We start from the raw sequence: 23256 nt of genomic DNA, 5'->3' as shown, positions 1-23256 counted from the left end.
ATCAGGCCAGCCGGCGTTCCGCGCGGCGCTGGCGCAGCGTGTCGATGATCACCGCCACCACGATCACCGCGCCGGTGATGATCCGCTTGCTCGGCTCGCTGGCACCCACCTGCGCGAGGCCGGCTTCCAGCACCGCGATGATCAGCACGCCGAAGAAGGTGTTGACGACCGAGCCGCGCCCGCCCATCAGGCTGGTGCCGCCGATGACCACGGCCGCGATCACCTGCAGCTCGATGCCGACGCCCGCGTTCGGGTCGGCGGCTTCGAGGCGGGCCGACTGCATCAGGCCCGCGAGCCCGGCCAGCAGCCCGGTGACGGCGAACACGATGATGCGGATGGGCCGCGGATCGACGCCGGCCAGCCGCATCGCCTCTTCATTGGTGCCGATGCCCACCACGTGGCGGCCGAACACGGTGCGCGTGAGCACCATCTGCCCGATGACCACCAGCACCACCGCCAGCACGAAGGCGGCGGAGATGCCCCCGATCCACGGAGCGGCCAGGCCCGAGATGGCGTCGCCCACGTACTGCGTGCGCGAATCGGTCACGAGGTAGGCGCCGCCGCGCACCGCTTCGAGCATGCCCAGCGACACGATGAAGCTCGGCAGCCGCCAGGCCACCGACACCGCGCCGGTGACCGTGCCGCAGACCAGGCCCGTGGCCAGGCCGAGCGCGGCGGCCAGCGGCACCGAGAGCTTCCATTCGAGGATGGCGGCGGCGGTGACGGCGGCGCTGAGCGCCAGCACCGAGCCCACCGACAGGTCGATGCCCGCGATGATCAGCACGAAGGTCATGCCGACCGCCATCACGGCCAGCGCGGGAATCTCGTTGGCGATGGAGACGAAGGTCTCGCGCGTCAGGAAGTATTCGCTGAGCGAGCCGAAGAGGGCGATCATGCCCACGAGCACGACCGTGAGGCCCAGGTAGGTGCCGAGCTGGCCCTTCAGCGCGGAGGGCGCGGGCGGCGTGTTGGATGTCGTAGAGGCGGCGTTCATGGTGTGTCGGCGGTGACCGGGATCGGATCGGAAACGGGGGATACCGTCGGCGGATTGGCTGCTGCTGCGTGTCCTGTCGCGTCGCTGAATGCCGCGGCCAGCAGCGATTGCTCGGTCCATTCTCCGCGCTCGAACACCGCGACCAGGCGCCCGGCGCTCATCACGCCGATGCGGTCGCACATGGCCATGAGTTCGCGCAGGTCGCTGGACACCATCAGCAGCGCCTTGCCGGCGTCGGTCATGCGGTCGAGTTCGGCGTAGAGGTCGGCACGCGCGCCCACGTCCACGCCGCGCGTGGGTTCGTCCAACAGCAGCACCTTGCATTCGCGGTGCAGCCAGCGCGCGAAAACCACCTTCTGCTGGTTGCCGCCGCTGAGCGTGGAAACCGGCTGTTCGATGCTGCGCGAGCGGATGCGCAGCAGTTCCACCAGCTTGCGCGCGATGCCGCGTTCCTTGGCGCCGCGCAGCCACCCGGCGTGCGAGATCGCGCCCAGGTCGCTCAGCGTGGCGTTGACGCGGATCGACTGCGGCAGCAGCAGGCCCTGCGACTTGCGGTCTTCGGTGACCAGGCCGATGCCCGCGCGGATCGCCTGCATCGGCGAGCGCCAGCCCTTGCGGACGTGGTGGGTGGCCTGGCCATCGGCATGCAGAGTGATCTCGCCGCGGTCGGCGCGGTCTGCTCCGAACAGCAGGCGCACCAGCTCGGTCCGGCCCGAGCCGACCAGGCCGGCCAGGCCCATGACTTCGCCCGCGCGCAGGTCGATGTCGACGTCGCGAACGACCTGCGCCCGGCCGATGCCGCGCGCGCTCAGCAGCACCGGGCCCGCCACGCGGCGGTCGCGACCCTCGTGCTCGTGCACCGCACGGCCCACCATGCGCTGCACCAGTTCGGATTCGCGCACACCGGCCATGGCGCGCACATCCACCAGCCTGCCGTCGCGCAGCACCGCCACGCGGTCGGCGATGCGCTGAAGCTCCTCGAGGCGGTGCGAGACGTAGACGATGGCCACGCCGCGCGCCTTCAGCAGGTCGATCTGCTCGAAGAGGTGCGAGGTTTCGCGCGGCGTGAGCATGGCGGTGGGCTCGTCGAGCACCAGCACGCGCGTGTCGTCCTGCAGGTTGCGCGCGATCTCCACCATCTGCTGCTGGCCGATGCCCAGCCGCGCCACGGGCGTGGCCGGGTCGATGTTCTGCATGCCGATCTTGGCGAGCTGGCGCGCGGCCAGCTCGTGCAGCCTGGCCTTGCGTATCCAGCCGGTCTTGTTGGGCAGGCGGTCGAGCAGCAGGTTCTCGGCCACCGACAGCGTGGTGACGAGGCCGAGCTCCTGCATGACCATGCGCACGCCCAGGCGCTCCGCGTCGCGGCGCGAGGTGGGCGCGAAGGGCTTGCCGTCGAGCAGCATCCGGCCGCGCGTGGGCTGCACCAGGCCGCAGACGATCTTCGACAGCGTGCTCTTGCCCGCGCCGTTCTCGCCCGTGAGGGCCAGCACTTCGCCGGGGTTGAGCACGAGCGAGACGTCGTCCAGCACCGGCGCCGCGTAGTCCTTGCCCATGGCGCTCAGGGAGAGCACGGGCAGGGCCGTTGTGAGATTCATGGCGGCGGATGCTGTCAACGTCTGCTCTTTCCGGTTTCTTACTTGGAGTCCTTGGTGACCAGCACCACGTCGGTCTTCACCTCGGCGGGCATTTCCGACTGCTTCTTGTTCTCTGCGAGGGCCTTCAGTGCGGTCTCGATGCCGAACACCGCCTGCTTGGCGGCGAACTGGTCGGCGGTGGCGAGCACGCGGCCGTCCTTCAGCATCGGCTTGATGGCGCCGATGTTGTCGTAGCCGACCACCAGCACCTTGCCGGTCTTGCCGGCGGCCTTGACGGCGGCCACGGCGCCCAGCGCCATGCTGTCGTTGCCCGCGAGCAGCGCCTTCAGGTCGGGGTGCTCGCGCATCATGCCGGCGGCCACGGTGTTGCCCTTGTCGATTTCCCACTGGCCCGACTGCACGCCCACCACCGTCACGCCGGCGGCCTTCATCGCGTCCTGGTAGCCCAGCGTGCGCTGCTGCGCATTGAAGGTGGTCGACACGCCTTCGATGATGCCGACCTTGTCGCCCGCCTTCAGTTCCTTGGCGAGCGCGTCGCCCACCAGCTTGGCGCCGGCGCGGTTGTCGGGGCCGACGAAGGGCACCTGGATGCCCTTTTCCTTGAGCGCGGCGGCGTCGAACTGGTTGTCGATGTTGACCACCAGGATGCCCTTGTCGATGGCGGCCTTCACGGCCGGCACCAGCGCCTTCGAATCGGCCGGCGCGATGACCAGCGCGTTGATCTTCTGCGCCACCATCTGCTCGACCATCTTGATCTGCGCGGCGGTGTCGGTTTCGTCCTTGATGCCGTTGGCCACCAGCGTGTACTTCGAGGCGTTGGCCTTCTGGTGCGCCTTGGCGCCGTCTTCCATGGTGCGGAAGAACTCATTGGCGAGCGACTTCATGACCAGCGCGACCTTGGGCTTGTCCTGCGCGAAGGCGGGCGTTCCGGCCATGGCGCCCAGCAGCGTCAGTGCGGCAGCGCTTTGCAGGGTACGGCGGGTGAACTTCATGGTGGATGTCTCCTGGGATAGGTTGATCGGAACGGGTGCGCCGGTCTTTGCCGGGGCGCCGATGTTAACTGAGGGAAACGTTTGCGCAAACGTTTGCCGATTGGGTCTTACCCTGATGCATCCGTGGGCTCGAATGCTGTTCGAAGACCTGTCCGGCGGGCGCCAAACCATGCTCGCCTAAAATTCGCGGTTATCCAAGAGGACCTCCCATGAGTTTGCAATGCGGCATCGTCGGCCTGCCCAACGTCGGTAAATCCACTCTTTTCAATGCGCTGACCAAGGCCGGCATCGCGGCGGAGAACTATCCCTTCTGCACCATCGAACCCAACGTGGGCGTGGTGGAAGTGCCCGATCCGCGCCTCGACCAGCTCGCCGAGATCGTCAAGCCCGAGCGCGTGGTGCCCGCCATCGTCGAATTCGTCGACATCGCCGGCCTGGTGGCCGGCGCCAGCACCGGCGAAGGCCTGGGCAACAAGTTCCTGGCCCACATCCGCGAGACCGATGCCACCGTCAATGTGGTGCGCTGCTTCGATGACGACAACGTCGTCCACGTGGCCGGCAAGGTCGACCCGATCTCCGACATCGAAGTCATCCAGACCGAGCTGTGCCTGGCCGACCTCGCCACCGTCGAGAAGGCGCTGGCCCGCCACACCAAGGTGGCCCGCTCGGGCGACAAGGACGCGCAGAAGCTGGTCGGCCTGCTCGAGCGCTGCCAGGCCGCGCTGAACGAGAACACGCCGGTGCGCGCGCTCGAGTTCACCAAGGAAGAGCGCCCGCTGGTCAAGAGCTTCACGCTGATCACCGCCAAGCCCGCGATGTTCGTGGGCAACGTGTCGGAAGACGGCTTCGAGAACAACCCGTACCTCGACCGCCTGCGCGAATACGCCGCCAAGCAGGGCGCGCCCGTGGTCGCCATCTGCGCCAAGATCGAAGCCGACCTGGCCGAGATGGACGACGAGGACAAGAAGATGTTCCTCGCCGAGATCGGCCAGGAAGAGCCGGGCCTGAACCGCCTGATCCGCGCGGCCTTCAAGCTGCTGGGCCTGCAGACTTACTTCACCGCCGGCGTGAAGGAAGTGCGCGCCTGGACCATCCACATCGGCGACACCGGTCCGCAGGCGGCAGGCGTGATCCACGGCGACTTCGAGAAGGGCTACATCCGCGCCCAGACCATCGCCTTCGAGGACTACATCGCCTACAAGGGCGAGCAGGGCGCGAAGGACGCGGGGAAGATGCGTTCGGAAGGCAAGGAATACGTCGTCAAGGATGGCGACGTGATGAACTTCCTGTTCAGTTCCTGATTCCCGCCGGGTGAAATGCCCCTCTGATGAGCCGTCCCAAGATCGTCATCATTGCGGGCCCCAACGGCGCGGGCAAGACTACCTTCGCCCGCGCCTTCCTTCCGCAGGAGGCGCAGGTTTCGCGTTTCATCAATGCGGATCTGATCGCAGCCGGACTGTCTCCCTTCGCTCCGGAAGCGGAAGCCATCAAGGCCGGTCGGCTGATGCTGCGATTGCGCGTGTGGCGGAGCGTGTTCGCCAGGGTGGTCATCACATTCCTGAAGACGTGATTCGCCGTCGCTTCGTGTCGGGGCGCAGGAATTTCGACGACAGCTACCGCGGAGCGGTCGATGCCTGGGCTCTGTACGACAACGCCGGTGAAGAGCCGGCACTCATCGAATGGGGAGAAGCACCATGACCAATGAGCAACTGGCACAAGCTAAGGACAAGGATCTTGCGGCTTCGCTGATTGCGATCCGGCGCGCCGCGCGGGCGGCGCGGGAAGCCGCAGTGCGCACCAACACCGCCATCGTGGTGCAGCGAGACCAGAAGCCGGTCCGTGTCACGGCCGACGAGTTGCGCAAAGCCGGCGTGAAGTGAATCGACGGCGCGGGGTTGTTGGATAGACTCCGCGCGCCCTGTCTTCTTCCAGGCCCCGCCCCATGCTCACCGTCCACCACCTCAACAACTCCCGCTCGCAGCGCGTGCTCTGGCTGCTCGAAGAGCTGGAGCTGCCCTACGAGATCGTGCATTACCAGCGCGATCCGCGGACCATGTTGGCGCCCGCTTCGCTGCGGGCCGTTCATCCGCTGGGGAAGTCACCGGTTGTCACGACGGATGACGGACTGACGCTCGCGGAGTCGGGCGCGATCATCGAGACGGTGATCGAGCGCTACGGCAACGGTCGCCTTGCGCCCGCCGCGGGTTCGCTGGAGGCGGTGCGCTATCGCTACTGGCTGCATTTCGCGGAGGGCACGGCGATGTCGCCGCTGCTGATGAAGCTGATCTTCGACCGCATCGAGACGAGCAGGATGCCTTTCTTCGCGCGGCCGGTGGCCAAGGCGATTGCGGCGAAGACGAAGTCGGCGTTCATCCATCCGAACATCGCCAACCATCTGAACTACATGGAAGCCGAGCTCGGCAAGAGCGAGTGGTTCGCCGGCGATGCGTTCACGGGCGCGGACATCCAGATGAGCTTCGTGGTCGAGGCCGCGCAGGCGCGTGGGGGGCTCGATGCGAAGCGGCCGAAGCTGATGGCGTACCTTGAGCGCATCCACTCGCGTCCTGCGTACAAGCGCGCGCTGGAGCGCGGCGGGCCCTACGAGCTGCTGAACTGAGCCGAGGCGGCGGCTTCAGGATGGAAAGACGTACAGCAGCGCGACCGTCATCGTGACGTAGCGCAGGAATTTCCCGATCGCCATATATGCCACGCATGGCCAGAACGGCAGCTTGAGCCAGCCCGCCACCGCGCACAGCGGATCGCCCACCAGCGGCAGCCAGCTCAGCAGGCAGGCCTTCGGGCCGAGCTTCTCGAGCCAGCCCAGAACGCGCACATGATGTTTCGAGTGCGAGTATTTGTCGGCCACCTTGTGCGCGCCGTAGCCCATCCACCAGTCGACCGCGCCACCCAGCGTGTTGCCCACTGTCGCGACCGCGATGGCGGGCCAGAACATGTCGGGGTTGAGCTTGAGCAGGCCGAAGAGAAATGGCTCGGAGCCCACCGGCAGAAGCGTCGCCGAGACGAAGGCCGCAACGAACAGCGTGGAGAGGCCGACCTGCGGCAGCGCCAGCAGGGCAAGGAGGGAGTCGAGCCAGGCTTGCATAGGGTCGGCGCAGTATAGGCAGCGCCCGCGCCGCAACCGCGTGGGAGAAAGCCCCGGCGCGCACCGGTATTTGTACGGGGTACCGAGGCGCAAATCGTTTCAGTCGCTGAAATGCGGCGTGGCTACAATCGTGCCTCATTTTTCAGCAGCCGAACGCGCACGCTCCCCTTCCAAATGACCTTGCAGATCGGCAACCACACGCTGGAAAACCGCCTGTTCGTCGCGCCCATGGCTGGCGTGACGGACCGGCCCTTCCGCATGCTGTGCCGCGAGCTCGGCGCGGGCTACGCGGTCAGCGAGATGGTCACCTCGCGCAAGGAACTCTGGGGTTCGCTCAAGACCTCTCGGCGCGCCAACCACGACGGCGAGCCGGGCCCCATCGCGGTGCAGATCGCCGGCACCGACGCGGCCATGATGGCGGAGGCCACGGTCTACAACATCGAGCGCGGCGCGCAGATCATCGACATCAACATGGGCTGCCCGGCCAAGAAGGTCTGCAACAAGTGGGCGGGCTCTGCGCTGATGCGCGACGAGCCGCTGGCGCTGGAGATCGTGCAGGCCGTGGTCGACGCCGCGCAGCCCTTCGGCGTGCCTGTCACGCTCAAGATGCGCACCGGCTGGAGCCTGGAGCACCGCAACGCGGTGAAGCTGGCGCGAGACTTCGAATCCGCCGGCGTGCAGATGCTCACCGTGCACGGGCGCACGCGCGAGCAGGGCTACAAGGGCTTCGCCGAGTACGACACCATCGCCGCCGTGAAGGCCGCGGTGCGCGTGCCGGTGGTGGCCAACGGCGATATCAATTCACCCGAGAAGGCGCGCGACGTGCTCGCGGCCACCGGCGCCGACGCGGTGATGGTCGGCCGGGCCGCGCAGGGCCGGCCGTGGATCTTCCGCGAGATCGCGCACTTCCTCGAAACCGGCACGCACCGCGCGCCGCCGCTGGTGGTGGAAGTGCGCCGCTTGCTGCTCGACCATCTGGTGGAGCACTATGCGCTCTACGGCGACTACAGCGGTGTGCGCACGGCGCGCAAGCACATCGGCTGGTACGTGCGCACGCTGCCCGACGGCGAGGCGTTTCGCGCGCGCATGAACACCATCGAGGACTGTGCCGAGCAGCTGCGCGCGGTCGGCGACTATTTCGACGGGCTGGCGGACCACATGGACCGCATGCCCGTGCAACGCCCGGCGGACGCAGACGTGCCGGGCGAAGAAGAGGAGGCGGCCTGCGCCGTCCATTGAGAGAGGAAAAGAAGAAGCAATGAGCAAGAAACACATCGAGGACTGCGTGCGCACCAGTCTGGACAGCTACTTTCGCGATCTGCGCGGCACCGAACCCGACGGCATGTACGAGATGCTCGTGCGCGTGGTCGAAAAACCCCTGCTCGATGTCGTGATGACGCGCGCCGAGGGCAATCAATCGAAGGCCGCGCAATGGCTGGGCCTGAACCGAAACACGCTTCGCAAGAAGCTGGTCGAACACAAACTCTTGAAATAACCCCACGGCATATCCAATGGCCCAGACAGCACTCATCTCCGTTTCCGACAAGACCGGCATTCTCGAATTCGCACAGGCACTGCATGCGCTGGGCATCAAGCTGCTGTCCACCGGCGGCACCGCCAAGCTGCTCGCCGATGCGGGCCTGCCCGTCACCGAGGTGGCCGACCACACCGGCTTTCCCGAAATGCTCGACGGCCGCGTGAAGACGCTGCACCCGAAGATCCATGGCGGCCTGCTGGCGCGCCGCGACCTGCCCGCGCACGTCGCCGCCATCAAGGAACACGGCATCGACACCATCGACCTGCTGGTGGTCAACCTGTATCCGTTCGAGGCCACCGTGGCCAAGCCCGGCTGCACGCTGGAAGACGCGATCGAGAACATCGACATCGGCGGCCCGGCCATGGTGCGCAGCGCGGCCAAGAACTGGAAGGACGTGGGCGTGCTGACCGACTCCTCGCAGTACGCCGTGGCGCTGGCCGAGCTGAAGGCGAACGGCAAGCTCAGCGACAAGACCAAGTTCGCGTTCTCGGTGGCCGCGTTCAACCGCATCGCCGACTACGACGGCGCGATCAGCGATTACCTCTCGGCCATCGACTTCGACGCCAGCATCGGCCAGCCCGCGCCCAAGCGTTCGCTCTTCCCGGCGCAGAGCAACGGCCGCTTCGTGAAGGTGCAGGACCTGCGATACGGCGAGAACCCGCACCAGCAGGCCGCGTTCTATCGCGACCTGCATCCGGCGCCCGGCTCGCTGGTGTCGGCGAAGCAGCTGCAGGGCAAGGAGCTGAGCTACAACAACATCGCCGATGCCGACGCGGCATGGGAATGCGTGAAGAGTTTCGACGTGCCCGCCTGCGTGATCGTTAAGCACGCCAATCCCTGCGGCGTGGCCATCGGCAAGGACGCAGCCGAGGCCTATTCCAAGGCCTTCAAGACCGATCCGACCTCGGCCTTCGGCGGCATCATCGCCTTCAACCGTCCGGTGGACGGCGCGACCGCGCAGGAGATCGCCAAGCAGTTCGTCGAGGTGCTGATGGCGCCCGGCTACACGCCCGAGGCGCTCGAGGTGTTCCAGGCCACCAAGGCCAAGCTCAATGTGCGCGTGCTCGAAATCGCGCTACCCAAGGGCGGCACGACCGACTGGGACAACGGCCGCAACGCCATGGACGTCAAGCGCGTCGGCTCGGGCCTGCTGATCCAGACCGCCGACAACCACGAGCTCGCCGCCAGCGACCTCAAGGTGGTCAGCAAGAAGCAGCCGACGCCGCAGCAGCTGCAGGACCTGCTCTTCGCATGGAAGGTCGCCAAGTACGTGAAGAGCAACGCGATCGTGTTCTGCGCCAACGGCATGACCATGGGCGTGGGCGCGGGCCAGATGAGCCGCCTCGACTCGGCGCGCATCGCCAGCATCAAGGCCGAGCATGCGGGCCTTTCGCTGAAGGACACGGCCGTGGCCAGCGACGCCTTCTTCCCGTTCCGCGACGGCCTCGACGTGGTGGTCGACGCGGGCGCGAGCTGCGTGATCCAGCCGGGCGGCTCGATGCGCGACCAGGAAGTCATCGACGCCGCCGACGAGCGCGGCGTGGTGATGGTGCTGTCGGGCGTGCGCCACTTCCGTCACTGACGGGGAAGGCGCGGCCGTCCTGCAAGGCAGGGCGGCCTCCACGAAAAAAGCCGGCAGCGTGCCGGCTTTTTCATTGGGCGGCGGCGGTTCAGTTGCCGCTACTCGTGGTTGCCGAAGCGGTACTTCAGCTGAAAGGTGACGGCGCCGTACAGCCGGTTCTTGATGGTCGGCACGTAGGCGATGTTCAGGCCCCAGTTCTTGCCTTCGATGGCGGCCACCGGAAGGATGGCGGGAAACCAGTTGCCGTTGCGGTAGTTCGGGTAGCCGTCGAAGCCGCCCACCACCGCACCGAACTTCACGCCGTAGAACTCGAAGGGCAGCGCATACAGGCCGACGTAGTTCGACTGCCTGCGGTCGCTGTTGCGGAAGGTGCCCGCCGTGACGCGGAAGGTGTCGTTCAGCGGGTACTCGAAGCCCAGCCCCTGGTTGACGTTCTCCAGGCCCTTGCCGCTGTCGAAGTGGGCCGAATAGAAGCCGGGGTTGATCCAGATGTTCTTCGGATCGAAGGACGAGTCCTGCGCCGCTGCGAAGCCGGGAATGAGAAGAGCGATGCTCAAGGCCGGCAGCGTGCGCAGGAAGTTCATGATGGCTAGGGTGTCCTGAAGATTTGTCGTGCGGCTTCGATGGTGGCGGCGATGTCGTCGTCGCTGTGTGCCGCGCTCACGAAGCCTGCTTCGTAAAGCGCGGGCGCAATATACACGCCGCGATCCAGCAGACCGTGAAACAACGCATTGAACTTCGCGTTGTCGGTTGTCATCACGGTGGCATAGTTCTGCGGCAGGTCCTTCATCAGGAAGAAGCCGAACATGCCGCCTTCGCTGTCGGCGCTGAAGGGCTTGCCTTCGGCCGCCGCGGCGGCCTTGAGCCCTTCGACCAGCGAGCGTGTCTTCTTGCCTAGCGCTTCGTAGAAACCGGGTTTCGCGATTTCCTTCAGCGTGGCGAGCCCGCAGGCCGTGGCCACCGGGTTGCCCGACAGCGTGCCGGCCTGGTAGACCGGCCCCAGCGGCGCGAGCTGTTCCATGATCGCGCGCGGGCCGCCGAAGGCCGCGAGCGGCATGCCGCCGCCGATGACCTTGCCGAGCACCGTGAGATCGGGCTTGATGCCCAGCACGCCCTGCGCGCCATGCAGGCCCACACGAAAGCCCGTCATCACCTCGTCGAAGACCAGCAGGGCGCCGTGCTGCGTGCAGAGCTCGCGGCAGCGCTTCGCGAACTCGGGCGTGGCACGCACGAAGTTCATGTTGCCGGCGATGGCCTCGATCATCAGGCAGGCGATGTCCTTGCCGTGCAGCGCGAAGGCTTCTTCCAGCTGCTGCAGGTTGTTGTACTCGAGCACGATGGTGTGCTGCACCACCTCGGGCGGCACGCCGGCGGAGGTGGGATTGCCGAAGGTGGCGAGGCCGGAGCCGGCCTTCACCAGCAGCGCGTCGGCGTGGCCGTGGTAGCAGCCTTCGAACTTGACGATGCTCTTGCGGCCGGTGGCGCCGCGCGCCAGGCGCAGGGCGCTCATGGCGGCCTCGGTGCCGGAGCTGACCAGCCGCACCATCTCCATCGACGGCACCAGCGCGAGGATGGCCTCTGCCAGTTCGACCTCGCGCTCGGTCGGCGCCCCGTACGAGAAGCCTTCGAGCACGGCCTTCTGCACGGCCTCGACCACGGCGGGGTGGCCATGGCCCAGGATCATCGGGCCCCAGGAGCCGATGTAGTCGATGTAGCGCTTGTCGTTGGCGTCCCAGAAATAGGCGCCCTGGGCGCGCTGGACGAAGCGGGGCGTGCCGCCCACGGCCTTGAAGGCGCGCACGGGCGAGTTCACGCCGCCGGGAATCACGGCGCGGGCGCGCTCGAAAAGAATGTCGTTGCGATCAGTACTTGGCATCGGGACTCAGCAGAGGTTTTCAGTGGGGGCCGCCGCGCACGGCCGCCCCGGTAGGGGCGAAGCGACACGGAGTGCGCGCAGCCTTGGGGGCGAGCAACATTTTCAGTGCCGGGTGTCGTGCGGGGGCAGGGCGAAGTCCGGCGGGGCGTCGGGATCGTCGTCGCCTTCCTCCGGCTCGGGCTCGGCCCAGAAGAGGCGATCGGGCAGCACGTGGCCCATGCCCGGCCGGAAGCCCGCGTCGAGGCAGCGGTCCATGTAGGCCAGCGCTTCCGTGGTCGCTGCCACGAGGTCGGTGCCGCTGGCGAGCAGGGCGGCCAGCGCGGCCGACAGGGTGTCGCCCGCGCCCGCGAAGACGGCCTCGAGCCGCTCGTACTTCTCGCTGGCGAGCACCGACTGCGGCGAGGCCAGCACGTTGTCTATGAACTGGTCGGGCAGCATCAGGCCGGTGACCAGCGTGTAGGGCACGCCGAACTCGCCGGCGGCCTTGGCGATGTCGCGCGCGCCGGGCGGACGGTCGCCGTTCCAGTCCGGAAGCAGCCAGCGCCACAGGGTACTGTGGTTTCCAACCAACACTGTCGTCTGAGGCAGGACGAGCTCGCGAAAAGCGTCCAGATAGGGCTCGATCAGGTTCTCGTCCCACCAGGAAAGGTTGGGCATGTAGGCCACCACGGGCACCTCCGGATAGTCGGCGGCGGTTTCCGCGATGGTGCTCAGCGCCTCGGTGGTGCCGGCGAAGCCAACCTTGATCAGCTGTACCTCCACGTCCTCCAGGATGGCGCGTGCCTGCTCGGCGATGGCCTCCTCGTCGAAGGGGAAGTGATCGAAAATCTCGGCTGTGTCCCGGGCGTAGGCGCCCGTGACGACGGGCAGGATGTGTGCGCCTACCGACCCCATGGCCAGGGCATCGGCGCCCAGCCCGCCCGCACCGCTGGGATCGCTGGCATTGAACACCAGCACGCAGGGGGGATTCAGGTCGTGCTCGGCCGGCTCGCCGGCATCCTGCGAGGGGTCGTTAAGATCGCCCGGTTTGCGGGCGTCGTCTGCTGGAAGTAAGTAGATGGTCATACGCCGTGCGGAATCCTCTGGATGGTGGCATAGGCGCGACGTTTACAGTCTGCCAGAGAGATACGCATAGATACACTCGTTGCATTTAATGAACAAGGACTTTAAGCTCCGATGAACACGAAAACTTGGATGTGCCTGATTTGTGGGTGGATCTATGACGAAGCGGTTGGTGTACCGGAAGATGGCATCGCGGCAGGCACGGCCTGGGCCGATGTTCCGATGAACTGGACCTGTCCTGAGTGCGGTGCGCGCAAGGAAGACTTCGAAATGGTTGAAATCTGAAAGCATGGCATAGATAGAGCTACGCGGTCTGCGTCGATGTTCGGCGCGGCGGGCTTCCAAGTCTCATGAGCAGGAGCGTTTGCAATGGGCCCGAATGGATCTGGTTACAAGGTGCTTGTCATCGACGACAGCAACACCATCCGGCGCAGTGCCGAGATTTTTCTGAAGCAGGGTGGGCACGAGGTTCTTCTCGCCGAAGACGGCTTCGACGCGCTCTCCAAGGTTAACGACCACAAGCCGCATCTGATTTTCTGCGACATCCTGATGCCGCGCCTGGACGGCTACCAGACCTGCGCCATCATCAAGCGCAACGCCCACTTTTCCAACGTCCCGGTCGTCATGCTGTCGTCGAAAGACGGTGTATTCGACAAGGCACGCGGCCGCATGGTCGGTTCCCAGGACTACCTGACCAAGCCTTTCACCAAAGACCAACTGCTGCAGGCCGTGCAGCAGTTTGGCACCGTTCAACAGGAAGTGCAGTAATGCCCATTCGAAAAATCCTCGTCGTCGACGACTCCAAGACGGAACTGGTGTTCCTGTCCGACCTCCTCCAGAAGAACGGCTTCGCCGTCAAGACGGCCGAAAACGCCGACGACGCCATGCGCCGCCTCGAGGAAGAGCACCCCGACCTGATCCTCATGGACGTGGTCATGCCCGGCCAGAACGGCTTCCAGCTCACGCGCGCCATCGCCCGCGACCCGAAGTACGCCGCGATCCCGATCATCCTGTGCACCAGCAAGAACCAGGAGACCGACCGCGTCTGGGGCATGCGCCAGGGCGCGCGCGACTACATCGTGAAGCCGGTCAACGCCGCCGACCTGATGTCCAAGATCAGCGCCCTGAACTGAGCGAAAGCCTGCCGAGTCCATGGCGAATCGCGATGCTCTGAGAGCCTTCCAGTCCCGGCTGGCGAGCCGCCTGCAGGCCGCTCGCACGACGGGGGTGGCCGCCACCTGGCTGGCGGTCGAGGCCGGCGAGGGCAAATACCTCTTTCCGCTGGGACACGCCGGCGAGATCTTTCCCTGGACGCCGCCGCAGCCCGTGCCCTACACGCAGCCGTGGTTCCTCGGCGTTGCCAACCTGCGCGGCGGCCTCTACGGCGTCGTGCAGCTTGCGGCGTTCGCCACCGGCGTTCCTGTCGCGCTGGCCGCCACCGAGGCGGCGCGCATCCAGTCGCGGCTCGTTGCTTTCAACGAGCTGCTCGAAGTCAACTGCGCTTTGCTGGTCGATCGACTGGCGGGGTTGCGGGGGGCGGAGGCCTTCACGGCATCCGAGCCTCCTGGCGCAGAAGCACCTGCCTGGCACGGGCATCTGTTTACCGATGCAGCGGGGGAGCGCTGGCAGGAAGTCAACCTGCAGGCGCTTTCGCAGCAACCCCAGTTTTTGAGCATTGGTGCGTAGTGCCGCCGCACGCCGTACCGGAAACCACCTGAAGGACCGACCGTGAGCTCGATCGCCGACAAGTTCAAGAAATTACTGCCCGTGAACAACGGGAACGACAAGGCCCGCGTCGATGGCTCCGGTTCGATATCGCTCGACGATGTCGATACCGTCCAGGTTCCGGACGAGAAAACCGTGCGCCTCGCCAGGAAGGGCTCCGCGGCCCCCGACACCAGCTTCGGCGACGTCGACCTGCCCGGCGGCGGCGACGCAGCCAACGAGCCCGGCGCCGCGCCTGCCGAAGTCGCGCCCGACGCCACTGGCGGCCGCGCGGGCTCCAACCCCGCGAAGCAGCAGCGTATCCTGGCCATCATGCTGGCGATCGTGGTGCTGCTGCTGCTGCTGGTGGCGGGCTCCGCGATCCTTCGCGCCGAACGCCTCGCGCAGCAGGTGGCGGCCACCGGCCAGTCGCTGATGCAGTCGCAGCGTCTGGCCAAGTCGATCTCGCAGGCCCTCGTGGGCAGCGCCTCGGCCTTCGTCGAAGTGAAGGACGCCGCGGACGACCTCACGCGCCGCGTGCAGGGCCTGACCAACGGCGACGACTCGCTGCGCCTGGAGCGCGTGGGCAACCAGTACGACGAGGAGATGAACAAGATCAATCCCCTCGTCACCCGTGCCGACGCCAGCGCCAAGGTCGTGCTGGCCCAGCGCCAGATCCTGACGCAGGTGGGTGCCGCTCTGCGCGACATCAACCAGCAGTCGTCCACGCTGCTCGAGATGACGGAAACCGTCGCCTCGCTGAAGATGCAGCAGAACGCCACGCTGCCCGAGATCTCGGCCGCCGGCCAACTCGTGATGCTGACGCAGCGCATCGGCAAGTCGACCAACGAGTTCTTCACGGTCGAGGGTGTGAACCCGGACGCCGTGTTCCTGCTGGGCAAGGACCTGAACACCTTCCAGGAAACCACTCGCGGCCTGCTCGACGGCAATGCGCAGCAGCGCTTCCCCGGCTCGAAGGACCCGCAGACGCGCCAGCAGCTCGAAGCCATCCTGAAGACCTACGAACAGATGCGCACGCAGGCATCGGCCATTCTGGGCAACCTGCAGGGCCTGGTGGCCGCGCGCGAAGCGCAGGCATCGATCCTGACCGACAGCGAGCCGCTGCGTAAGTCGCTGGGCGACCTGCAGGAGAAGCTCTCCGCCCGCACCGGCCTGGGCGCCGGCACCATCGTGCTGCTGTTCGTGCTGTCGCTGGCCGCCCTGGCACTTGCCGGCGCCATCGGTTTCGTACAGGTGCGCGAAGGCCGCGAACGTGCCGCCGTCGCCGAACGCGAACGTCTGGCCGCCGAGCAGGCTTCCGAAGAAGCCAGCCGCGTGAACAACGCCAACCAGGCCGCCATTCTTCGCCTGATGAACGAACTGCAGACGGTGGCCGAAGGCGACCTGACACAGGAAGCGACCGTGACCGAGGACATCACCGGCGCCATCGCCGACTCGGTGAACTACACGGTGGAAGAACTGCGGCTGCTGGTGGGCAACGTGCAGAACACGGCGACCCGCGTGGCGCAGACGACGTCGCAGGTGGAAAGCACCTCGACCGAGCTGCTGGCGGCATCGACCGAACAGCTGCGCGAGATTCGCGAAACCGGCCAGTCGGTGCTGACCATGGCCGAGCGAATCAACGGCGTGTCCACCCAGGCGCAAGAGTCCGCCACCGTGGCGCGCCAGTCGCTGCAGGCTGCGTCGTCGGGTCTGCAGGCCGTGCAGAACGCCATCGGCGGTATGAACTCCATCCGCGACCAGATCCAGGAAACCTCCAAGCGGATCAAGCGCCTGGGCGAGTCGTCGCAGGAGATCGGTGAAATCACCGAGCTGATCTCGGACATTACCGAACAGACGAACGTGCTGGCCCTGAATGCAGCCATCCAGGCCGCGTCCGCCGGTGAAGCCGGCCGAGGCTTCTCGGTGGTGGCGGAAGAAGTTCAGCGGCTGGCCGAACGCTCCGCGGACGCCACGCGCCAGATCTCGGCGCTGGTGAAGGCGATTCAGACCGACACGCAGGACGCGGTGGGCGCCATGGAGCGTTCCACGCAGGGTGTGGTCGAAGGGGCCAAGCTGTCCGACAACGCGGGTACCGCGCTGTCCGAGATCGACCGCGTGTCGCGCCGACTCGCCGACCTGATCGAGCAGATCTCGCAATCCGCCTCCCGCGAAGCCGATTCGGCCAACGTGGTGGCCGCGAACATCCAGCACATCTTCGCGGTGACGGAACAGACCGGAGAAGGTACGCGTACCACGGCACAGCAGGTGCGCGAACTCTCGCAGATGGCCGAAGAACTGCGCCGATCGGTCGCCCGTTTCAAGATTGCGTGATGACGCTCTCCCCCAGCCTTTGCGCACTTCGTGTCGCTGCGGCAGCCCCCTTCCGGGGGCAACACCGGCGGCCCGGCAAAGCCGGTTCCGCGGTGTTTCGTGAAGTGGCCGCGACGGCCTTGTGCATTCGGGGCGCATCGCGCCCATTGAAAAACTGACAGTCAAAGAACGGCGAGCACCCAACGTGTCGATTCAAACCCCTGCCACGGCCCCTCACGCCGGCAACACGCCGGTCACCGAAGACCTCGGGCCGCTGGCCTGGGTGCTGGGAGAAATCCAGAAATCCCTTGACGGTGTAGGCAAGTCGTTGCGGCGCTTCGTTCGCGAAGTGGATGCCGCCGCGTCCGAGCCCGAGGCCGGTCCGCTGCAGATGGCCCGCCAGCAGTTGCACCAGGCCGTCGGCGCGCTCCAGATGGTGGGGCATTCCTCGCCCGCGCTGGTGCTCGGCGCCATCGAGTTCGCGGTGCAGGGCTTCATCGCCGAGCCGCAGCGCTGCACCGAAGCCGCGGTGCTCAAGATCGAGCGTGCAGGCTTCGCCGTCACCGACTTCCTCGGCGCGCTGCTGGCCGGCAAGCCGGTGTCGTCGGTCGCGCTGTTTCCGCAGTACCGCGACGTCCTGGAACTGGTCGGCAACGAGCGCGTGCACCCGGCCGACCTGTGGAGCACCGCCTGGCGCTGGGTCGAGATCAAGCCCGCGGTCACGCAGGCTGCCGTCGCCTACGACCCGGCCGTGCGCTCGCGCCTCGACCGCGAGGTGCTGCAACTCGTCAAGAGCGGCGACACGCAGGCCGCGCGCCGGCTGCATGCGCTGTGCCTGGGCCTCGGCCGCGGCGCGCTGCTGCCTCGCGTCTCCAGCTTCTGGACCCTGGCCGCGGGCTTTTTCGAGGCCCTGGCAGCGGGGCTGATCCAGCCCGACGCCTACGTCAAGCGCGCCGCCTCCCGTGTGCTGCTGCAATACGCCACGCTCGCGCGCGGCGACAGCCTCGTGTCCGACCGGCTGGGCCAGGACCTGCTCTTCTTCTGCGCGCAGGCCGTGCCCGCCGCGGGCGACGATGCCGCCACGCTGCGCACCGTGCGCACCGCCTGGGGCATCTCGGGCGAACAGCGCGTCGACTACAACGTCGAGCAGTTCGGCCGCTTCGATCCGCTCGTGCTGCAGCAAGCGCGCAAGCGTATCGAGACCGCCAAGGAAATGTGGTCGGCGCTCTCGGGCGGCGACATCACCCGCACCCGCCAGGTGGCGGACACCTTCGCGCAGCTGGGCGAATCGCTGCAGAAGCTGCATCCGCCGAGCCTGCCGATGGTGCAGGCCCTGACCCACGCGGTCGAGGCCTCCGTGCGTTCCGGCCAGGCGCCGGGTACCGAGCTCGCGATGGAAGTCGCCACCTCGGTGCTCTACCTCGAAGCCGCGCTCGAAGACCTCGACCCGAGCGATCCCCAGCTCACCGCCCGCACGCTGCAGCTCGCGGGCCGCATCGAGCGCGTGCGCGCCGGCGGCCACTCCGAGCCGCTCGAGCCGTGGATGGAGGACCTCTACCGCCGCGTGAGCGACCGCCAGACCATGGGCACCGTGGTCGACGAGCTGCGCAGCCACCTGAGCGAACTCGAGAAGTCGCTCGACCAGTATTTCCGCCGCCCGGCCGAGAAGGGCCTGCTGCGCACCGTGCCGACGCAGCTCATGCAGATGCGCGGCGTGTTCTCCGTGCTCGGCCTCGACCAGGCCGCGCTCACCGTCCAGCGCATGCGCGAGGACGTCGAGGCGATGCTCGTCAGCACCTCGCCGGCCGAGGAAATGGCCGGCTTCGACGCGCTGGGCAACAACCTCGGCGCGCTGGGCTTCCTGATCGACATGCTGGGCTACCAGCCCGCGCTGGCCAAGCGCCTGTTCGTGTTCGACGCCGAGGCGGGCGAGCTCAAGCCGCTGATGGGCCGCCAGGCTGCCGAGGCCGAGAGCGGCGAGGGCGCCGCCGCGGGCCAGGCGCCCGCCGCCGAGGCCGTGCTCAGCATCGAGGAAGTCGACGCGCAGATCGCCTCCAAGCTCGCGGCGCTCGCCGCGCCCAAGGCCAAGCCTTCGCCGATCGAGGAATTCAGCAAGAAGGCCGACAGCTGGACCCACAAGATCACCGGCCCGGCCGAGCTGCCCGACACCGAAGTCACCGAGCTCGAAGAAGACGACCTGCAGAACATCTTCCTCGAAGAGGCGCGCGAGGTCGTGCAGAACGGCCTGGCCGCCATCGAGGAACTCGGCAGCTACCCGGACGACACCGAGGAGCTCACGATCCTGCGGCGTGCCTTCCACACGCTCAAGGGAAGCTCGCGCATGGTCGGCCTCACCGAGTTCGGCGATGCCGCATGGTCGCTCGAACAGGTGCTCAACACCTGGCTGGCCGACCAGCGCCCCGCCACGCCGGCGCTGCTGGAAGGCACCGAACGCACGATGAAGGATTTCGGCCAGTGGGTCGAAGCCATCGCCGCGGGCTCCGCGCAGGGCTGGAAGTCCGCGCCGTTCAGCCGCGTGGCCAATGCATTGCTGGCCGGCGAGCCCGTGCCCCCGCCGGTGCGCATGGCCGACGCGGAGGCCCTGGCGGTCGCCGCGCGCCACATCGCCGCCGAGGCGCCGATGTCCGCGCCCGCGCCGCTCGAAGTTCCCGCGCCAGTGGCGCCCGCACCAGTCGCGGCGGAACTGCCGCCCCTGCGCCTGCCCGACCTGCCGGACCTGTCGTTCACCACGCAGGCTCCGGCGCCCGTGCAGGCACCTGCACCGGCCGCGGCCCCCGAGATCCCGCCGCTCCAGACCCTGGACTGGCAGGTGCCGGAGCCCGCGAAGGCCGGCACGCCCGAGGCCGACGACGATTTCACGTCGACCGACTTCATCGACTTCGATGCCAAGCCGCAGGCCGAAGAACCCGCGCCGCTGGTCCTGCCCAGCGGCGAGATGTTCGACTTCCTCGCGCCGCCCGCCAGGACGCCCGCGACCGTCGAACTCAAGCAGGAACCCGCCGAACTGGCGACTCCGCCGGCTCCCGCGGCCGAACCCATCGCCGCCACCGTGCCCACCACCGCCGGCCTGCCCGATCTGCAATGGGAGCCCGAGCCGCTGCCCGTGCAGGCTGCGGAACCCGTCGTCGAGCCGGAGCACGTTTCCGTTCCCGAAGTGGTCGAGGCGGTGGAAGCTCCGCTGCCGGTGGAAGAGCCGGTCGCCGTGCCCGAGCCGCAACTGGCGGTCGAGCCCGAAGCCGAACCCCAGCCTGCCCCGGTGGCTGCGGCCGAGGAAGCCCTCGTGCCCATCTTCGAGGCACCGGCCGCTCCCGCCGAGGCGCAGATCCTCGTCGCCGATGCGGTCGAGGCCCCGGCGCCGGAACCTGTGACGAGCGTCGAGGCGGCTCAGCCCGTCGAAGCCATCGAAGCCGCCGCTCCTGCAGTGCCGCAGGAAAGCGCCGACGACCAGGTCAAGGTCATCGGCCCGCTGCGCATCGGCATCCAGCTCTACAACGTCTACCTCAACGAGGCCGACGAATGGTCCCGCCAGCTCGCCACCGATGTCGGCGAGTGGGCGCTCGAGTCGCATGAGCGCATGCCCGACTCGACCATTGCGCTGGCCCATTCGCTGGCCGGCAGCTCGGCCACCGTCGGCTTCCACAGCCTGTCGGGCATGGCCCGCCTGTTCGAGGCCGCGCTGCAGCACCTGCAGATGCAGGGCAGCGGCACGCGCGAGCAGGGCACGGTGCTGGTGGCCGCGGCCGACGAACTGCGCCGCCTGCTGCACCAGTTCGCCGTCGGCCTGCTGCGCGATCCGGCGGAAGGCACGCTGCAGGCGCTGCGCGACATCGCCAACTCGCCGATGCCCACCGAAGTGGCCATGCGCGCCGAAGCCCGTCCGCTGCCGCAGGTGGTGGTCAGCGAGCCGGTCGCCGACGTGGCGCTGGACGATTCCGAGGACGCCATCGACCTGGCCGACGCGGTCGACGTCGACCTGTTCCCGATCTTCGAGGAAGAGGCGGCTGAACTGCTGCCCCAGCTCGGCGAAGCGCTGCGCCAGTGGGCGCACCACCCCGACGACAGCGCGCCGCGTGCCTCGGTGCTGCGCACGCTGCACACGCTCAAGGGCAGCGCGCGGCTGGCCGGCGCCATGCGCCTGGGCGAGCGCGCGCACCGCATGGAGTCCGAGATCGAGGTCCTGGGTTCCCAGGGCGCCGAGCGGGCCGACATCGAGAAGCTGCTGATGCGCCTCGACACCCTGCAGGCCACCTTCGACGCGCTGCGCGCGGCCGACGACGCCACGCAGGTCGAGCTGGCCCAGATCGTGGCCGCGGCCACCTCGGCGGCGCCCGTCACCGTCGCATCCCAGGCGCCCGAAGCCGGCGTGCCGGCGAACGACGAGACCGCCGCCTCCGTGGCGAGCCTGGACGACCAGCCCGCCGCCGAAGCCGCTGCGGCTCCCGAAGCGGCAGCGGCCGACGCCCCTGCCACGCTGCAGCCGCGCCCCGCGCCGGCCGCCCTGGTGGCACCGCTGCGTGCCGCGACCGGCCAGGCGGTGCGCATCCGCACCCAGCTGCTCGACCGCCTGGTCGCGCAGACCGGCGAGGTCATCATCACGCGTTCGCGCCTGGAGGCCGAACTCGGCCAGCTGCGCGGCTCGCTGTCCGACCTCACGGGCAACCTGGACCGCCTGCGCCAGCAGCTGCGCGACATCGAAGTGCAGGCCGAAAGCCAGATGCAGTCGCGCCTCGCGCAGGCCAAGGACTCGCAGCAGAGCTTCGACCCGCTGGAGTTCGACCGATTCACCCGCGTGCAGGAGCTCACGCGCATGATGGCCGAGTCGGTGAACGACGTGGCCACCGTGCAGCGCACCCTTCAGAAGACGGTGCAGGCGACGGAAGACGACCTCAGCGTGCAGGCGCGCCAAACGCGCGAACTGCAGCGCGGCCTGCTGCGCACGCGAATGGTGGAGTTCGAAGGCATCTCCGACCGCCTCTACCGCGTGGTGCGCCAGGCCTCGAAGGACACCGGCAAGCAGGTGCGCCTGGACATCGTCGGCGGTTCCATCGAAATGGACCGCGGCGTGCTCGACCGGATGACGCCCGCCTTCGAGCACCTGCTGCGCAACTGCGTGGCCCACGGCATCGAGGATTCGGCCGTGCGCGAGAAGGCCGGCAAGGACGCCAGCGGCCTGATCGTCATCGACCTGCACCACGAAGGCAACGACGTGTCGGTGAGCTTCCGCGACGACGGCGCCGGCCTCGACCACAAGCGCATCGCCGAGCGTGCCCGCACGCTGGGCCTGCTGGGCGCCGACCAGGAACTCACGGCCGAAGAGGCCACCGAGCTGATCTTCAAGCCCGGTTTCTCGACGGCGGGGCAGGTTTCCGAACTCGCCGGCCGCGGCATCGGCATGGACGTGGTGCGCGCGCAGATCGCGGCGCTCGGCGGCCGCATCGAGACGCACAGCACCCAGGGCCAGGGCACCACCTTCAAGCTGGTGCTGCCGCTGACCACCGCCGTGACGCACGTGGTGATGCTGCGCGCGGGCGAGGTGTCCATCGGCGTGCCGTCCAACTTGGTGGAACTGGTGCAGCGCGTGGGCTCGACCGACCTCGAGGCCGCCTACCTGAACAACAGCCATCCCTTCGGCAGCGAGCACGTGCCGTTCTACTGGACCGGCGCGCTGCTGCAGGCGTCCACCCGCAGCGAGCACGGCCTGGCCAAGAACAACACCATCGTGGTCGTGCGAAGCGCGGCGCAGCGCGTCGCCCTGCACGTGGACGAAGTGCTGGGCAACCAGGAAGTCGTGGTGAAGAACCTCGGCCCGCAGCTGGCGCGGCTGCCTGGCCTGGCCGGCATCTCGGTGCTGGCCTCGGGCGCGGTGGCGCTGATCTACAACCCGGTGGCACTGGCCGCGGTGCATGGCGAGCAGGCGCGCGAGCGCCAGGCCGCAGCCGCGATCGCGGCAACCTCGGCGGCGCAGGCCGCGACCACTGCGGTCGAGCACGGCGCACCGCAGGAGCCGTCGCAGGCGCTGGCACCGGTGGTGCCGCAGATCCCGCTGGTGCTGGTGGTGGACGACTCCATCACCGTGCGCCGCGTCACGCAGCGCCTGCTGCAGCGCGAAGGCTATCGCGTGTCCCTCGCGGCCGACGGCCTGCAGGCGCTCGAACGGCTTCAGCAGGAACGCCCGGCGGTGGTGCTGTCGGACATCGAGATGCCGCGCATGGACGGCTTCGACCTTGCCCGCAACATCCGCGCCGACGCGGCCCTGGCCGAGCTGCCGATCATCATGATCACCTCGCGCATCGCCGAGAAGCACCGCGACTACGCGCGCACGCTGGGCGTGAACCACTACCTCGGCAAGCCGTACTCGGAAGAGGAGCTGCTGCGCCTGGTGCGGGCGTACACGAGCGAGCCGGCGCTGGCGGCTGCCGCCTGACGCGCCGCGCTCCATCCAAGAAAAGGGCCTTCTCGAAGGCCCTTTTCTTTTTC

Annotated in this window: 19 protein-coding genes and 1 pseudogene; 13 read left to right on the top strand and 7 right to left on the bottom strand. The window is 67.8% G+C overall.

Features of this window, described 5'->3' with window-relative positions:
• Position 1: 1 nt before the first annotated feature.
• The 3 genes from ABL843_RS27055 to ABL843_RS27045 are packed head-to-tail and all read right to left on the bottom strand — an operon-like array spanning position 2 to position 3581.
• Entirely contained in the window at positions 2–994 is a 993-nt protein-coding gene (locus ABL843_RS27055) for an ABC transporter permease (protein WP_418117954.1), read from the bottom strand.
• Positions 991–2589: a sugar ABC transporter ATP-binding protein gene (locus ABL843_RS27050; protein ID WP_418117953.1), complete on the bottom strand. Its 1599-nt coding sequence runs from the start codon at positions 2587–2589 to the stop codon at positions 991–993. Before ABL843_RS27050 ends, ABL843_RS27055 begins: the two co-directional genes overlap by 4 nt.
• A 38-nt stretch (positions 2590–2627) precedes the next feature.
• Entirely contained in the window at positions 2628–3581 is a 954-nt protein-coding gene (locus ABL843_RS27045) for a sugar ABC transporter substrate-binding protein (protein ID WP_184640824.1), read from the bottom strand.
• A 209-nt stretch (positions 3582–3790) separates the two neighbouring features.
• Here ABL843_RS27045 and ychF point away from each other — a divergent pair, with 209 nt between their 5' ends.
• From ychF to ABL843_RS27025, 4 genes and pseudogenes are all read left to right on the top strand, one after another.
• Entirely contained in the window at positions 3791–4882 is a 1092-nt protein-coding gene (gene ychF, locus ABL843_RS27040; protein ID WP_126023635.1) for a redox-regulated ATPase YchF, read from the top strand.
• Between the two features lie 26 nt (positions 4883–4908).
• Positions 4909–5279, top strand: a pseudogene (locus ABL843_RS27035) (Zeta toxin family protein).
• Complete coding sequence (locus ABL843_RS27030; RefSeq protein ID WP_126023634.1) at positions 5276–5461, top strand: hypothetical protein; 186 nt, start codon at positions 5276–5278, stop codon at positions 5459–5461. The pseudogene ABL843_RS27035 and the gene ABL843_RS27030 overlap by 4 nt, the downstream one beginning before the upstream one ends.
• A gap of 62 nt (positions 5462–5523) precedes the next feature.
• Positions 5524–6198: a glutathione S-transferase gene (locus ABL843_RS27025; protein WP_369660781.1), complete on the top strand. Its 675-nt coding sequence runs from the start codon at positions 5524–5526 to the stop codon at positions 6196–6198.
• Between the two features lie 15 nt (positions 6199–6213).
• Here the strand turns inward: ABL843_RS27025 and ABL843_RS27020 are convergent, their stop codons facing one another.
• Entirely contained in the window at positions 6214–6684 is a 471-nt protein-coding gene (locus ABL843_RS27020) for a YqaA family protein (protein WP_126023632.1), read from the bottom strand.
• 174 nt (positions 6685–6858) lie between these two features.
• On the opposite strand from ABL843_RS27020, the gene dusB reads away from it, so the two are divergent.
• From dusB to purH, 3 genes are read left to right on the top strand one after another with little or no spacing between them, the layout of a single operon-like run.
• The gene (gene dusB, locus ABL843_RS27015) at positions 6859–7923 is read left to right on the top strand and encodes a tRNA dihydrouridine synthase DusB (protein WP_184640821.1); all 1065 of its coding nucleotides are present in this window, start codon (positions 6859–6861) and stop codon (positions 7921–7923) included.
• 19 nt (positions 7924–7942) lie between these two features.
• Positions 7943–8179: a Fis family transcriptional regulator gene (locus ABL843_RS27010; RefSeq protein WP_007838304.1), complete on the top strand. Its 237-nt coding sequence runs from the start codon at positions 7943–7945 to the stop codon at positions 8177–8179.
• Between the two features lie 16 nt (positions 8180–8195).
• Positions 8196–9803, top strand: coding sequence for a bifunctional phosphoribosylaminoimidazolecarboxamide formyltransferase/IMP cyclohydrolase (gene purH, locus ABL843_RS27005; protein WP_418117952.1), 1608 nt, complete (start codon positions 8196–8198; stop codon positions 9801–9803).
• 98 nt (positions 9804–9901) lie between these two features.
• Here the strand turns inward: purH and ABL843_RS27000 are convergent, their stop codons facing one another.
• The 3 genes from ABL843_RS27000 to thiD all read right to left on the bottom strand — a co-directional run bounded on the left by ABL843_RS27000 (position 9902) and on the right by thiD (position 12744).
• Positions 9902–10387, bottom strand: coding sequence for a hypothetical protein (locus tag ABL843_RS27000; RefSeq protein WP_126023629.1), 486 nt, complete (start codon positions 10385–10387; stop codon positions 9902–9904).
• 5 nt (positions 10388–10392) lie between these two features.
• Positions 10393–11679: a glutamate-1-semialdehyde 2,1-aminomutase gene (gene hemL / locus ABL843_RS26995; RefSeq protein WP_418117951.1), complete on the bottom strand. Its 1287-nt coding sequence runs from the start codon at positions 11677–11679 to the stop codon at positions 10393–10395.
• 102 nt (positions 11680–11781) lie between these two features.
• The gene (gene thiD, locus ABL843_RS26990; protein WP_126023627.1) at positions 11782–12744 is read right to left on the bottom strand and encodes a bifunctional hydroxymethylpyrimidine kinase/phosphomethylpyrimidine kinase; all 963 of its coding nucleotides are present in this window, start codon (positions 12742–12744) and stop codon (positions 11782–11784) included.
• Positions 12745–12855: 111 nt separating this feature from the next.
• On the opposite strand from thiD, the gene ABL843_RS26985 reads away from it, so the two are divergent.
• The 6 genes from ABL843_RS26985 (at position 12856) to ABL843_RS26960 (ending at position 23203) form a co-directional block, all read left to right on the top strand.
• A complete protein-coding gene (locus ABL843_RS26985; RefSeq protein WP_007838397.1) occupies positions 12856–13026 on the top strand; it encodes a rubredoxin in 171 nt (56 codons plus the stop codon).
• Between the two features lie 84 nt (positions 13027–13110).
• Positions 13111–13509: a response regulator gene (locus tag ABL843_RS26980; RefSeq protein WP_093205631.1), complete on the top strand. Its 399-nt coding sequence runs from the start codon at positions 13111–13113 to the stop codon at positions 13507–13509.
• Positions 13509–13874 carry a response regulator gene (locus tag ABL843_RS26975; RefSeq protein ID WP_093304503.1) on the top strand — a complete coding sequence of 122 codons (366 nt, stop codon included), beginning with the start codon at positions 13509–13511 and terminating at the stop codon, positions 13872–13874. Before ABL843_RS26980 ends, ABL843_RS26975 begins: the two co-directional genes overlap by 1 nt.
• Before the next feature lie 19 nt (positions 13875–13893).
• Entirely contained in the window at positions 13894–14427 is a 534-nt protein-coding gene (locus ABL843_RS26970; protein ID WP_126023626.1) for a chemotaxis protein CheW, read from the top strand.
• A gap of 42 nt (positions 14428–14469) precedes the next feature.
• A complete protein-coding gene (locus tag ABL843_RS26965; protein ID WP_418117950.1) occupies positions 14470–16779 on the top strand; it encodes a methyl-accepting chemotaxis protein in 2310 nt (769 codons plus the stop codon).
• Positions 16780–16963: 184 nt separating this feature from the next.
• Entirely contained in the window at positions 16964–23203 is a 6240-nt protein-coding gene (locus tag ABL843_RS26960) for an Hpt domain-containing protein (RefSeq protein ID WP_418117949.1), read from the top strand.
• The last annotated feature ends 53 nt before the right edge of the window (positions 23204–23256 follow it).

Origin of the sequence: Variovorax sp. 350MFTsu5.1 (genome assembly GCF_048302515.1) — a bacterium.
In the GTDB taxonomy this organism is placed as follows: Bacteria; Pseudomonadota; Gammaproteobacteria; order Burkholderiales; family Burkholderiaceae_C; genus Variovorax; species Variovorax guangxiensis.
The sequence above is the reverse complement of the archived record's forward strand: the minus strand, read 5'-3'. Positions and strand labels throughout refer to the sequence as shown.

Excerpts from the sequence above, each read along its gene's own strand:
- ABL843_RS27055 (WP_418117954.1), bottom strand. The coding sequence starts at position 994 with ATGAACGCCGCCTCTACGACATCCAACACGCCGCCCGCGCCCTCCGCG.
- ABL843_RS27050 (WP_418117953.1), bottom strand. The coding sequence starts at position 2,589 with ATGAATCTCACAACGGCCCTGCCCGTGCTCTCCCTGAGCGCCATGGGC.
- ABL843_RS27045 (WP_184640824.1), bottom strand. The coding sequence starts at position 3,581 with ATGAAGTTCACCCGCCGTACCCTGCAAAGCGCTGCCGCACTGACGCTG.
- ychF (WP_126023635.1), top strand. The coding sequence starts at position 3,791 with ATGAGTTTGCAATGCGGCATCGTCGGCCTGCCCAACGTCGGTAAATCC.
- ABL843_RS27030 (WP_126023634.1), top strand. The coding sequence starts at position 5,276 with ATGACCAATGAGCAACTGGCACAAGCTAAGGACAAGGATCTTGCGGCT.
- ABL843_RS27025 (WP_369660781.1), top strand. The coding sequence starts at position 5,524 with ATGCTCACCGTCCACCACCTCAACAACTCCCGCTCGCAGCGCGTGCTC.
- ABL843_RS27020 (WP_126023632.1), bottom strand. The coding sequence starts at position 6,684 with ATGCAAGCCTGGCTCGACTCCCTCCTTGCCCTGCTGGCGCTGCCGCAG.
- dusB (WP_184640821.1), top strand. The coding sequence starts at position 6,859 with ATGACCTTGCAGATCGGCAACCACACGCTGGAAAACCGCCTGTTCGTC.
- ABL843_RS27010 (WP_007838304.1), top strand. The coding sequence starts at position 7,943 with ATGAGCAAGAAACACATCGAGGACTGCGTGCGCACCAGTCTGGACAGC.
- purH (WP_418117952.1), top strand. The coding sequence starts at position 8,196 with ATGGCCCAGACAGCACTCATCTCCGTTTCCGACAAGACCGGCATTCTC.
- ABL843_RS27000 (WP_126023629.1), bottom strand. The coding sequence starts at position 10,387 with ATGAACTTCCTGCGCACGCTGCCGGCCTTGAGCATCGCTCTTCTCATT.
- hemL (WP_418117951.1), bottom strand. The coding sequence starts at position 11,679 with ATGCCAAGTACTGATCGCAACGACATTCTTTTCGAGCGCGCCCGCGCC.
- thiD (WP_126023627.1), bottom strand. The coding sequence starts at position 12,744 with ATGACCATCTACTTACTTCCAGCAGACGACGCCCGCAAACCGGGCGAT.
- ABL843_RS26985 (WP_007838397.1), top strand. The coding sequence starts at position 12,856 with ATGAACACGAAAACTTGGATGTGCCTGATTTGTGGGTGGATCTATGAC.
- ABL843_RS26980 (WP_093205631.1), top strand. The coding sequence starts at position 13,111 with ATGGGCCCGAATGGATCTGGTTACAAGGTGCTTGTCATCGACGACAGC.
- ABL843_RS26975 (WP_093304503.1), top strand. The coding sequence starts at position 13,509 with ATGCCCATTCGAAAAATCCTCGTCGTCGACGACTCCAAGACGGAACTG.
- ABL843_RS26970 (WP_126023626.1), top strand. The coding sequence starts at position 13,894 with ATGGCGAATCGCGATGCTCTGAGAGCCTTCCAGTCCCGGCTGGCGAGC.